The sequence below is a fragment of the Paenibacillus sp. FSL H7-0942 genome (genome assembly GCF_045040715.1).
GTDB classification, from domain to species: Bacteria; Bacillota; Bacilli; order Paenibacillales; family Paenibacillaceae; genus Paenibacillus; species Paenibacillus amylolyticus.
In genome coordinates this window covers 1,049,735-1,062,556 of the sequence record NZ_CP150279.1, presented here as the reverse complement: position 1 = coordinate 1,062,556, position 12,822 = coordinate 1,049,735, and the positions used below count along the sequence as shown (strand labels likewise).

Here is a 12,822-nt window from a genome sequence, read left to right as displayed (position 1 = left end):
CCATGATAACGAGGATTGAAGGTGATGGATTGAACTACGATGTCAGGTTACAGGCATTGTCCACTTTTCTGAAAACACAGCGTTCCAAAATTTCTCCCGAATCGGTCGGTTTACCCACTGGAAGTCGGAGAAGAACACCTGGGCTGAGAAGAGAAGAAGTTTCCCAACTGGCAGGAGTGAGTACAACATGGTATACCTGGCTTGAACAAGGTCGGGATATTCAGGTATCCCATTCCGTGTTGGATAACATTGCTTCAGCACTGAGGCTTACTGCGGATGAACGAAAGTATCTGTTTTCGCTCGCCATGGAGCATCATACGGAGCTGCCCACACTGGAAGAAGAACCGGTTCAACTTCACCCTTCTTTGCAGAAAATTTTGCAAGAGCTTTATCACTGTCCTACCGTGATCTCGGATCGGCGTTGTTACATTGTCGGCTGGAATGATGCAGCCCGGCATGTTTTTATGGATTTTGAACAGATTTCCCCCGAACAACGGAATATGATCAGTCTGTTATTTGATCGAAAGGAGTTTCGCAGGCTCGCGGTAAACTGGGAGGATTTTGTTAGTGGATTTCTGGCGATTTTTCGTGCTTACTATGGCCAGTATGTTGATGATGAATGGTATAATTTATTTTTGGATGACATGATGAACAGACATCCCGATTTTCATACCCTTTGGAAACAAAGCAGCGTCAGCAGTGCCCCGGACGTATTAATCGAGTTCAGGCATTCCAAAGCAGGCAAAATGTTGTTTGATCTGACTTCGTTGCAGGTTCAGGGTAGTTCCGATCTGCGTATCAGTGTCTACACCCCTGCGCCAGAGAGCGCTACCGAGCGTAAATTGATGCGCCTGATCGAGCGTGAAGCTGATCCACATCTCGGCAAGCATTAAATCGGAGTCTCTCACCTTCTCGGAGTCATGTTAGAGCCTCGACATCCTCATGTTGCATGTTTTAAATACCAGGTATATTAAGTAATCCATGGATCTTAGTCCTTCTACAAGAAGGGGGTTCAGAAAGGAATATCATGACGAAAGTGCTTATCATAGAGGACGACAACATGTTAGGCGATACATTATCCTTGTATTTGCAAGGTGAAGGGTATGATGTTATCCGTGTCGATAACGCAAGAGATGGTCTTCTACAGCTTCAAGCGCGGCCTGATATCCTGCTTCTTGACTTGATGCTCCCTGATTCGGGTAATAAGAATCCTAGTTCTCTCATGCGCCAACATACGGCAATCCCCATCATTGTCATCTCTTCCTTAACCGAGGTTTCTGAGCGGATTCGATCATTAACAGACGGGGCTGATGACTATGTATGTAAGCCTTTCAGCATGCAGGAGCTGAAGGCACGTATTGAGGCCGTATTGCGTCGTTACTCTATATTGAACAGCTCTGTTGTCACTGAACAGGAATCCGGAATATCTCTCGATCTGGCCCGAAGAACTGTTCTGTTAAATAACCAGCGCGTGGAGATGACGTTCTCCGAATTTGAGATCATGAAGCTGTTTATTCTCAATCCTGGCAAAGTCTACAGTCGGTATGCCCTGATCGAAGCCATTCGTGGTATTGATGCCTACATTAATGATCGCACCATCGATGTGCACATTACCAAGCTTCGCAAAAAAATTGAGGACAATCCAAAAAACCCCCAATACATTCAAACCATCTGGGGGGTCGGATATAAGTTCACACCTTAAAACAACACAGCTTCATTCCGATCACCATGGCAGGGACTCGGTAATTTTATCAATTTCCTGTTGTACCTTCTCCAATACCAAACGCAGTTCCTCTTCTTTGAACAACGGACGGAACAAGAGCGATTCCAATTGGAGAACTGCACACATCAGGTCCACTGCATGCAGATTCGCAGCTACGCCTCGAAGAGAATGAACACTACGAATTACATCAGCAATCTGTTGTTGCTGATGTTGAATCGCCAGTTTTTTTTGAAACGAGCTATACCCCATTCTGAATTTCGTGAGCGCATATTGCAGAATATGCGGCTTGCCGTCCATCTGTCTGATCGCCTTATCTGCATCAATTCCATTGATTTCCCTTATGCCTTTTAGATCAATCCATATTTCCAAAATGTCTGCGAGCTGCTGTTCATGTATGGGCTTAGTCAGTATGGCATTCATGCCTGCTTCAAGATATAATTCATGGTCGCTTTTTAAACTATTCGCTGTAAGCGCAATAATGGGTGTACGATCATATTTCCTCATCTTCCGAATGTGTCGCGCTGCATCAATTCCGTTCATAGCTGGCATATAGAGATCCATCAGAATCAGTTCCCATGTTTGTTCGTCCAATTTCTTTAAAACCTCTGTGCCACTGTCTGCCAGTGTCACCTTGAATCCGGTATGTTCCAGCATGGCCCGAATGACCAGTTGATTGATTTCATGATCTTCAGCGATCAGAATGTGCCCTTTGGATTTAAGCAAGTAGGATTCATCACCTTCTATCATCCGCTTTTTCTCCAATGGCCCTTCACCCTGAAGTGCAAGTAATACTTCGAACAATCCCAGACGTGTAATCGGTTTGATCATCATGAGATCCGGGCGAAAGGATCTCTCCTCACTCCACAGGGCATTTTCACTAAAAGCATGGGTATAACCCACCATTTGAAATTTGGTTTGATTCATTCGCTTCATGAAACTATCCCATGACGATCCGTTGACGGTCTCCTCTGCATCCATATTCAACATGATCAACATCGAACTTGCCCCATCTACATGATGGACATACCAATCACTTTCCATCATCTGGTTCAAGGAAGTATACAGCGTCGGATTCATCCCGAATGAATAGAGCAGCTGCTTCAAATTTGCCCCCATCCGCTCATCATCTTCAATGATAACCACATCATTCGCACCATATAAGAGAGGGTGTGTCTGCAGGGAGAAACTCTCTTCTTCTTCCGAATCTGCAAGTTCAAATATCAAGTCGAATGAAAACAGACTGTACTCTCCCAGCACACTATCCACCCGCAAGCTTCCTCCCAAAGAGGTGACCAGAAGGTAACAGATGACCAGCCCAAGACCAGAGCCACCATATGTTCGATACGTCGAGGGTTCCGCTTGAGTAAACGGGACAAAGAGCCGTTCCAATTGTTCGGGTGACATTCCGATTCCCGTGTCCTGTACCTCAAAACGGACATGAACTCGCTCCGCCTCCAATGAAAGAACCTCTACCTGCAACGTTACATATCCATGCTCCGTAAATTTAATCGCATTACTGAGCAGATTCAATAACACCTGTTCAAGTCGGAACGGATCACCAATCACCGTTAATGGCAGATCAGGATCGGTTGTAAAGATCACTTCGATATCTTTGTGCCCGATGGCCACACCGATCTGATCTGCCACACGTTTGATCACATCCTCTGGTGAAAAAGAGACCTTCTCCAACATCAGCTTGCCTGCCTCAATTTTCGAAAAATCAAGAATATCATTTACGAGGGCAAGCAAGGTTTGGGAGGACGAATTGATTTTACTCAAATAATCCTTTTGTTGTGGAGATAGATCTGTCCGTTGAAGCAACAACGAAAAGTTGATAATACCGCTCAGTGGGGTACGAATCTCGTGGCTCATGAATGCGAGAAACTCACTCTTCGCCTGGCTTGCTTTGTCAGCCTTAACACGTCTATAGTGATCCGAAATGTCTTGAATGACTGCCTTGATTTTCTCACTCGAGTTTAATACTTTAACAGGGGATAGGTGAACCCGAACATGCTGCTCACGACCTTCTCCAACAATGAAACTCAGTTCCGTATCCAGTGCTATATTGTGATGTAAGGCTTTTTGGAAAACGAACAACCAGTTTTCCAGCTGCTCAATGAACAACAATTCTTCAAGCTGACGCCCAATCACATCCTGCCTGCCGAGACCGAGAACATCGAGAAATTTCTGATTCACTGAAACAATACATCTGTTGTTATCCAAACCGACAAACCAGTCTGCCGACACTCGCTCAAGTGTTCGATATCGCTCTTCACTTTCTTGAATCCTTCGTTTAACCGCTCTGTGTTCCGTAATATCAAGTCCATATCCCACGACATATTTCACCACACCCTCTTCTCGCAGAGGGCGAACGTTCACCAGCGAATAGTAACCTCCATGCTCAATCTCGTAAAAAAAAGATTCCCCTTCCCATGCCCGGTTAAACTGCTTTCGCAGAAATTCTACCTTTTCCTGAGGTAAAATATCCAATGTGCCCAGTTTGTAATCTTGCTTCAGACTACTCATATCCAAGCCCAGTCGGGAGAGCATCTCTCCCTCAAGCACAAGATACTCGAATTTTCCGTTCTGTTTTCGGATTTTAAAAGTAAAACCCGGCTGCATACGAAGCATCTCCAGCATTTCCTGATCCCTCTGAATGACCAATCTCCTATATCGATGATTTTGGTTCAGATAATACAGGAATAATATAACGAACAGCAGGCAGATACATTGAAAAAAGAGAATCTGCCCCATCATTAGCAGAGAAGGGGAATTGGTCTTTAGTGCAGAAAACTCATACACAGTAATCAGCAGCAACGCTCCGGACAACCACTTCTGTATAAATCCCCTGATATACTTAAAGATCAGACATATGGCTACAACAAATAACAACTCTGTCAACGCATACTGCCAGTTCTCCAACAAGGGATTACGCCCCATATTAATCCGAAACATCCACATGAATGCAAAAGTAACGAAAGCAGAGCCACTCCCACCAAAATAAGCAGCAAGCAGATACACACTGCCCCGGAAATTCAACAATGTACCATCCTCAAGCACAATAGAGAAATAATAGAGCGCCGTGCCCAACATGCTCAGCGTAATACCAATAATGATTCGAGTCGTGATGGATGTTGAACGGGTAGCATTTGTATGGTTCAGATAGTGATGAATCAGGAAAACAAAGATCAAAATTAGCGTGAAATTTAATACAAGATCGCGTAGCAAATGGTCACCGTCCACATTACGACTTCAGGATTTCATGCATTCAATGAATGTTGTCAGATTCATGGTCGCAGTTCCTCAGTACACAAATCATAGTATGCCGTGCTCCCTTATTCAATTGACGATATTGACCATTTTTTTGAAAATAATTACTGCTTTCAGCTAACATCCCCTTATCACCAAACAACGTTTTTTTTCATGAAAATTCATCATTAAATATGCTGATATAAAAAAGAGAATCATCCAAATGAACCGATGTAATCGTAATTTGGGCTTCCCACACTTCCTGATCAGCCTTCATCAGTTTGGCTACGCCGGACCAGGTCTGATTTCCTCTCCATTGGGTATCCATTAGCAATCGGGCAGGCTGACCTATGGTGCTCTCCCGTGAGAATCCTGTTTTGGTTACATAAACGGAATTCACATCCAGAATCACACCCTCCTCATCTGTAATCATGACCGCATCCGTTAGCAGTAAGAAGGCTTTGAGTTCCAGTTGCATGGTTGTCCACTCCCTCTAATGAAACATGATGTGATGCTGTCCCTGTGATACTCTCTTCTACGATCCCGTTTAATACTTAAACTGTCTAATCAGGCGCTGCAGCTCTTCAGCCAGGGTAGACAAGCCACGAGCCGAGGAAGAAATCTGCTCCATCGCTGCCAATTGCTCCTCTGAGGAAGCGGCCACTTCTTCGGAAGTTGCGGCGTTGCCTGACGCAATGCCTGCCAACTCATTGGATACAGCAGATACTTCCTGCACACCTGCTGTGATCTCTTGCGATGTGGCAGCAATCTCTTCAATCTGAGGTGTCGTTTCCCGCATGCTATCCAGAATACGTTCAAACTTCCGAATCGCTTCTGTAGAGATGTCCATGCCCTCTCCAACCTCTGAAGTCACCTTCTCCATCATGCGAACGGAAGCAGCCATATCTTCCTGTACCGCCGTAGTCAGCACGGTGATTTCATTGACGGACTGCCCGGATTGCTCTGCCAACTTGCGAACCTCTGCTGCTACAACGGCGAATCCATTGCCATGTGTACCTGCACGAGCAGCTTCAATGGATGCGTTCAGCGCGAGCAGGTTTGTCTGTTTGGCTATATTTCCGATTAACTCCGTAATCGCTGAAATTTGGTGTGATCGTTCATATAACGCCTGAATCAATTGGTTTGTCTGTTCTACCGTCTCTTGAATCGATTGCATCTGACTCACCGTCTGTTTGACGGTGTTGCCGCCTTCTTCTGCTTGTACGGTTGTATGTTTCGCCAAATCAGCGACATGTATGGAACGTTCGGCGATTCTTGTAATACCAATCGTAATTTCATTCATGGCCTGATGGTTATGTTCAATACCTTCGGTTTGTTTCTCCGCACCACTCGCAATTTCCTGAATGGCTCGCGCTACCTGCTCACTGGCTGCACTGGTTGATTCCGCACTCTGAGTCATTTCATCCGATGAGATGACTACCTGACTGGCGCTGTTCTCCACATTTTGAATCAACACACGCAGATTGCTCTGCATTTTGCCAAAAGCCTCACTCAGTTCACCTATTTCATCATTACTTGTGCTTGTAATGGTCTGGGTTAGATCCCCTTCGCTCACCTGAATCGCCTGATCCTTCAATTGACGAATCGGTTTAACAATCGATCGCATAACGAGCCAGATGATCAAAATTCCGATGACAAGACAGGAAACGATCACCATAATCGTTCGATTCAGAATAGGCGCAGCGGCATCCTCTACTTCAGAAGAAAACATGGTACCTGCAACCTTCCATCCCGTGGATGCATTCGTGGCGTAATACATGACCTTATCAACCTGATCATAGGTATAGTTGAAGTTACCGGACTCATTCGTATACACTTGTGTCCAAAAGTCTTCTGTTGCATCTGTTCCAGGTTGCATCGTCGGATGATAGATATACTTTTCGCTGGCATCCAGCAGAATCAGATGTCCCTTTTCTCCTACTTTAATTCCGCTAACCAATTGACTAATGTCCGCCAGATTGAGATCCAGTTGGACCACACCAGATTGGTCTTCCAGTGCCTTCGCAATCGTAATGGTAATCTCTTTTGTCTCTGCAGAAACATAAGGGTCTGTAACAATGACTTGCTGTGGAGTACCCATCGCTTCTGTGTACCATGGTCTTGTTCGCGGATCGTAATCTTCAGGCATCTCCGCATCAGAGGACATCAGATACACACCTGCCTCTGTGCCTACACCTATGGTGATGATATCTTTGTTCTGTGCGGCATACCCCTTCAATTCGTTCACAACCCGAACCTCGGCATCTTCTTGTCGTAATTGCTCTGCAAGTGTATTCGCATAATATTCAATGTGATTCCGCTTGGCATTGACTGAAAGATCTATCGTTGCACTGGCAAGGTTCACATTTTCCATCGCACTATGTAAAATTTGCTTCTCCACTTCATCTTTTGCACTGTTATACGATAAAACTCCAATACTGAACGAAGGAATGGCCAGGAAAGCAATAAAGGACACCACCAGCTTGGTCTTAAAGTTCTTATGCATCTTGTTGAACCAGGTCGATTTGCTATTTTTTCGGGACAAATTTCTCTACCTCTTCCAGATAAATTTTAGTTTTACTTGATCTACTTATAAGTTGAACTAGTGATTATTTACACTTGCCACTCCGATGACAGAACAACCTGCCAATTGCTGAATGATTCATACAACTTATATAGCTCTTGTATAGCTCTCATAGATTGTAAACCATCTTTTCAAAAAACTAGGTCTCACTTCTTGTGAAAAACACTTTTTACACTAAAAAACTCGAACAAATCTCTTAATTTATAATCCAAAAGAACTATTTTCAAACAAATTATACGAAAAAACTATTAAATAAAGTGTTCCGGGGATATGACCAAATTGTTAACTTTCTAAATACTTGTTAATAAGCACGCGGACGACAAAAAAAAGATCCAAGCGTTATCGCTCAGATCTACAGGTTATTTACATTGGACCAACGTATTCTCTATTTAAATGCCGGGATCGCGATATCTGCATATTCCTCTTCGAAGAAGGCTTTGACCTCTGGACCCGCCATGCGTTTGGCCAGCTTCTGGATCGCTTCGGAGTCCTTATTATCCTCACGAGCAACCATGGTGATTGCAAAATGGGAATCATCCTTCTCGGTTAACAGTGCATCCTTTTTCGGTGTAAGACCGAGCGGACTGGCATATGCCGGTGTCATGGCTACCAGATCAGCATCATCCATCATGCGAGCCAGCATCAACAAATCCACTTCCTCAAACTTGAAGTTCTTTGTATTCTCGGTGATGTCTGCCTGTGTCGCGTTAAAACCTGCGCCCTCTTTCAGCTTAATCAACCCGTTCTGCTCCAGCATCACAAGAGAGCGACCAATGTTGGAAGGATCGTTTGCAATTGCAATCGTTGCACCTTCTGGCAATTCCTCAATCGTTTTGTACTTTTTGGAGTAGCCGCCATAGATGGCATTATAGATAGGCTGTACAGCCACCAGATTGGCATTGTTCGCTTCATTATACTGGGTCATGTAAGGCACGTGTTGGAAGAAGTTTGCATCCACTTCCTTATTCGCAAGTGCCGTATTTGGTTGAACGTTATCTGACAACACAACAACTTCCAGGTTGACGCCATCTTCCTTCAAAAGCGGTTTAACAATATCCAGCACATCTGTCATCGGCGGAATCAACGTGGCTACTTTTAGCGTAACTTCTTGTGCAGCCTGTGTGTCTTCCTTTGTTCCTTCAGCCGCAGGTGTTTCTTCTTTTTTGCCACAAGCAGCTACAACCAGCATTACTGCAAGCAACATAAGCATCATTTTTACTTTCATTTCATGTTTACCCCTCATCGTATAATCTGTATTGGTTATTCGTAATAATGCACGGTCCAACCGTTCAGGATCTGCGATCCAGCCAGTGGGACAGTCTGCTACCTGTGAATTGGATCATCTGTACCAGGATAATCATAATGATGATCGTAAATACCATAATCTCCGTTTCGAAGCGCTGATAACCGTAGCGAATGGCAAAATCACCAACCCCGCCGCCACCTACAATGCCCATCACCGTCGAGTAGGAGATGAAGCTAATCGTAGCTGTTGTGAGTCCCAGTACAAGACCAGATCGTGCCTCCACGTACAAGAATTTCACCACAAGTTGCATCGTCGATGCTCCCATGGAAGCAGCAGCTTCAACCACTCCCCTCGGTACATCCAGCAACGCTTGTTCCACCAGTCTGGCGTAGTAGGCAATGGCAATAACCGAGAGTGGCACGGTTGCCGCCAGCGTACCTATGGACGTTCCCACAACAATCCGTGTGAATGGAATCATGAATACAACCAGCAGTAAGAACGGAAACGAACGAACGATGTTAACGACACTGCCGAGTACAAAGGACAGCGTTTGATTCTGATACCGTTGTCCTCTCCGGAATAAGTACAGCAGTGTACCCAGAGGTAACCCGATCAGAACAGCTGCCGCAATGGAGATGCCCACCATAACAAAAGTCTCTCCGATCGCCTGCCATATCTCATGCTGATATTTCAGCACAGACTCAGGTAACCTCATGACTTGTCCTCCTGTTCTGCCTGACGGAACAGAGACGAACCTGTCATCCCGTAATCGTCACCCGCAAGCAAGGAGGTCAACAGATCAGGCTGCGGAGCAGGGATACTGCTCACTTCCGCTTTAGACAACGTACGAACGAGTCGCCCATCCTTCATGACGGATATCCTGTGACATAGTCTGCGAGCCACTTCCATCTCATGCGTCACTACAACAATGGTCACGCCCAGCGTTTCATTGATATGACGCAGCACATCCAGGATACCGTTCGTGGTCTGTGGATCCAGCGAAGAGGTCGGTTCATCACAGAGCAGCACATCCGGACGACTGGCCAGCGCTCGTGCAATCGCCACACGCTGCTTCTGTCCTCCGCTGAGCTGAGCAGGATATTGATCTGCCTTGTCTTCCAGTCCAACAAACCGCAGCACCTCAAGTCCACGTTCAACTCGCTGCGCACGGGGCATACCCGCAAGCTCCAATGGCATGCAGACATTGCCACTCACCGTTCGGTTACTGACAAGATTGAAGTGTTGAAAGATCATGCCAATGGATCTTCGTGCCTGACGCAGACTCTGTTCATTCATCTGGGTCAGGTGCTGCCCATTCACAACAACCTCACCATCATCCGGCTTTTCCAATCCGTTGAGCATCCGCAGAAGCGTGGATTTGCCTGCACCACTTGATCCGATGATGCCATGAATTTCTCCTTGTCCCACTTCGAGGGACACCGAGCTTAATGCTTCGAATCCCTGATCTGCACGGGAACCGCGCTCGTTATAACGTTTGCTTACACCATATAATGAGATCATGGAGAGTCCTCCCGTGAATGATCATGCATGGTTCTTCAAGAACACATGAAGAAAGCCCGCACAGCCGATAACCGGAGCGCGAGCAAGCCTGTTCATTTATAATAAATCAACATCTCTTACGAGACAAGCTTTTAAGGTGAGATTGCCTCCTGCAGGCGGCTGGCTTCATATACACGAAAACGTCCGTTGGACGAACCCACATACACTTCATTACCGATCCGGTTAATCATTCCATTCTTCGCATCCCGGTCCCGGTGCTCCGGGTTTCCCATCACAACGTCATGTACACGACCTAACAGTGCTCCATTCTTTTTGTTCATTACGAGCAAATTCTCGTCCATGGGCAACAGCAACTGATCATCAATGACCAGATAACTTCCCTGATTCGTCGGATGCCTTAGTGTTGCAATCGTATCTTTGGTATCCCAGCGCGTCTCCCCCGTTTTATAATCCAAAGCCGCTGGATAACCGTTCTTAATCACATACAACTGATCCTCTTCCACCAGTCCTCGTTCAATCTTGCCCTTGAGCGTCCAGCGTGTTTTGCCTGTCTTGGCATCATACAGGGTAGTTGTAAAATCTGCATATTCTCCGTAATGATCGCCGTTTTTATTCTCACGGATCAACAACATGCCATCATTCAGCTCCTCAAATCTCTGTCCTACCCGAGCAGGGAATTGGGCAAGCTTTTTCCCCGTGTTCAGATCAAGCAGAAGCCACTGATTATCTAGTGATAGCCATCTTTCAGCATTCGTGGTTGCAAAGGGATCAAGACGTTCAATTCCACCAGTATATGGATCATTCCAAAATTGTTCTATGGTGGATCGTTTGCCCTTTAAGCTCCATACGGTTCGCCCTGATTGCGGATCGACTGCAACCAGCTTATTCTTTTCCCAATACAACACATAGGGGTCATCTGCACTCTTATTCAATAATTCATAACCCGTAGCCAGTTTTCGCGTCCACAATGTTTTTCCGTTTGCACTGTCCAGAACCATTAACCAACTGTTGCTTGAACTCTCAACAACCGGGTTATCCACAACCACAACGTTCTTCGCAGCGGTGATGCCATTTAGTCTAAAATTTTGCTTAGGAGTGTACGTCCACGTGACCTTTCCGTTCTTCAAGTTCAGATGACGAATACGATCCACGTATTTTTTCTTATCAGGGTCATAATCGGTGTAGATTGTAACGTATTTGCGCTCTGCATCCATCTCTGCCTGCTGTCTTCCAAAACCCCCGTTGATCTCCCATAATTGCTGGCCGGAATGTCGGTCAAGGACATATATGGAACCTTCGTAGTAATCCCCGCTGAATCCACCGTCATCCCCTTTCATCAGGAGCACATCATCCGTGGCTGCTTGTAAAAAAGTGTAGTTAATATCCCCCTGGTTGGTCCATACCGGTTTCCAAGGGATTGTCGTTGGCAGTGTTGTGCCATAGATTTTTGTTGTGAACCCATATTCATCCGCCCGACTTATGTTCCAATCGGAAACGACAGCATTTCGATTATCCTGTGCTAAATTCCAGCGTGTTCTGACCAGTCTGCCATTCTTGTTGAATGTGACCAGAAATTGCGCATCTTGCCGCTCATATCTCCAGGTCTGTCCAATACTCATTGCATAACCCGTGAAATTTAGATTGCTTGAACTCTCTTTCCACTCCGGCTCGCCTAACCACCCAGCCACTTGTTTGGAGGTGGTTGCCTTGTTCAGCTTAATATCTGTCAGATGGCGTATAACCGAAGTTGGCAGCGATGCATCCTGTTGGAACCAGCCATCAGCCACATTCATCCTCTGTTCTATAGCCTGTGCCTTGATCCAGAAGAGTCCTGGCCGATACGTGAAGGATTCTTTATTCCAGACTCGTGGGGCAATGGATACCCCATACCAGCCTTTCCACTTTGCAACAATAACAGCCTTATCTGTTAGCGCTTTCTCAAAAGACCAGGTTGTAGAACTATCTGGGGCCAGATACAGCTTGCTGCCTGATTGGAGTGTGATGCTTTGGGGAGCTGTTTCCGTCATGCTTCTGCTCTCCTTCAGTGCATACCAACTTGGCAACCAAAAGTTTCCATGATCGGTTGACTTAAGCTGCACCCACTCGCCTCGAACCGAGGCCAACGTATACTTTTCGTTTTTTGTTGTATAGTATTCAATCCCCATCTGGTCAGCAGCCACACTGCCGTCCCTTCTGTTTTTGAACAGAGGGATGTCATTAATAAGCGTAACGGTGTCTCCTTGTTTGTAAGCTAACTTTGCAGTTAAGACTTGGGAACTTGCCCCCAATGCTTGTGGCGTTGTAGCCGAAGCTTGTCCTTCAAGGGCGACCATTTTGGAATCCAGCAGCATCCAGCCCGTCAACAGCACAGCTGATAATCCAGTCATGGTAATCCATTTGTACCCCGTTCTCTGCCAGTCAGGACCCGTCTTCACTCTCGTTCATCCCCATTCATTAGAAGTTATTTCCAATAGAGACGCAGTAAAAAGGAAAAGGTTA

9 protein-coding genes are annotated in these 12,822 nt (G+C 45.7%); 2 read left to right on the top strand and 7 right to left on the bottom strand.

Annotated elements, in window-relative coordinates; genetic code table 11:
- The first annotated feature begins 29 nt into the window (after positions 1 to 29).
- Both MHI48_RS04800 and MHI48_RS04795 read left to right on the top strand, forming a co-directional pair.
- Entirely contained in the window at positions 30 to 893 is an 864-nt protein-coding gene (locus MHI48_RS04800; RefSeq protein ID WP_076329797.1) for a helix-turn-helix transcriptional regulator, read from the top strand.
- A gap of 134 nt (positions 894 to 1,027) precedes the next feature.
- Positions 1,028 to 1,702: a response regulator transcription factor gene (locus tag MHI48_RS04795; RefSeq protein ID WP_076253483.1), complete on the top strand. Its 675-nt coding sequence runs from the start codon at positions 1,028 to 1,030 to the stop codon at positions 1,700 to 1,702.
- 21 nt (positions 1,703 to 1,723) lie between these two features.
- Here MHI48_RS04795 and MHI48_RS04790 read toward each other — a convergent pair whose 3' ends face one another.
- The 7 genes from MHI48_RS04790 to MHI48_RS04760 all read right to left on the bottom strand — a co-directional run bounded on the left by MHI48_RS04790 (position 1,724) and on the right by MHI48_RS04760 (position 12,758).
- Positions 1,724 to 4,966, bottom strand: a complete 3,243-nt coding sequence (locus MHI48_RS04790; RefSeq protein WP_076329798.1) for a response regulator — start codon at positions 4,964 to 4,966, stop codon at positions 1,724 to 1,726.
- A gap of 178 nt (positions 4,967 to 5,144) precedes the next feature.
- Positions 5,145 to 5,450, bottom strand: a complete 306-nt coding sequence (locus MHI48_RS04785) for a PAS domain-containing protein (RefSeq protein ID WP_076329799.1) — start codon at positions 5,448 to 5,450, stop codon at positions 5,145 to 5,147.
- A gap of 69 nt (positions 5,451 to 5,519) precedes the next feature.
- The gene (locus MHI48_RS04780) at positions 5,520 to 7,478 is read right to left on the bottom strand and encodes a methyl-accepting chemotaxis protein (protein WP_076329822.1); all 1,959 of its coding nucleotides are present in this window, start codon (positions 7,476 to 7,478) and stop codon (positions 5,520 to 5,522) included.
- A gap of 463 nt (positions 7,479 to 7,941) precedes the next feature.
- Positions 7,942 to 8,799 (bottom strand): MetQ/NlpA family ABC transporter substrate-binding protein, encoded by an 858-nt coding sequence (locus MHI48_RS04775; RefSeq protein WP_083677600.1) that lies wholly within the window; start codon positions 8,797 to 8,799, stop codon positions 7,942 to 7,944.
- Between the two features lie 46 nt (positions 8,800 to 8,845).
- The gene (locus MHI48_RS04770) at positions 8,846 to 9,517 is read right to left on the bottom strand and encodes a methionine ABC transporter permease (protein ID WP_047841707.1); all 672 of its coding nucleotides are present in this window, start codon (positions 9,515 to 9,517) and stop codon (positions 8,846 to 8,848) included.
- Entirely contained in the window at positions 9,514 to 10,323 is an 810-nt protein-coding gene (locus tag MHI48_RS04765) for a methionine ABC transporter ATP-binding protein (protein ID WP_076329801.1), read from the bottom strand. Before MHI48_RS04765 ends, MHI48_RS04770 begins: the two co-directional genes overlap by 4 nt.
- A gap of 131 nt (positions 10,324 to 10,454) precedes the next feature.
- Positions 10,455 to 12,758 carry a PQQ-binding-like beta-propeller repeat protein gene (locus MHI48_RS04760; RefSeq protein ID WP_405143201.1) on the bottom strand — a complete coding sequence of 768 codons (2,304 nt, stop codon included), beginning with the start codon at positions 12,756 to 12,758 and terminating at the stop codon, positions 10,455 to 10,457.
- Positions 12,759 to 12,822 lie beyond the last annotated feature (64 nt).

Excerpts from the sequence above, each read along its gene's own strand:
- MHI48_RS04795 (WP_076253483.1), top strand. The coding sequence starts at position 1,028 with ATGACGAAAGTGCTTATCATAGAGGACGACAACATGTTAGGCGATACA.
- MHI48_RS04785 (WP_076329799.1), bottom strand. The coding sequence starts at position 5,450 with ATGCAACTGGAACTCAAAGCCTTCTTACTGCTAACGGATGCGGTCATG.
- MHI48_RS04780 (WP_076329822.1), bottom strand. The coding sequence starts at position 7,478 with ATGCATAAGAACTTTAAGACCAAGCTGGTGGTGTCCTTTATTGCTTTC.
- MHI48_RS04775 (WP_083677600.1), bottom strand. The coding sequence starts at position 8,799 with ATGAGGGGTAAACATGAAATGAAAGTAAAAATGATGCTTATGTTGCTT.
- MHI48_RS04770 (WP_047841707.1), bottom strand. The coding sequence starts at position 9,517 with ATGAGGTTACCTGAGTCTGTGCTGAAATATCAGCATGAGATATGGCAG.
- MHI48_RS04765 (WP_076329801.1), bottom strand. The coding sequence starts at position 10,323 with ATGATCTCATTATATGGTGTAAGCAAACGTTATAACGAGCGCGGTTCC.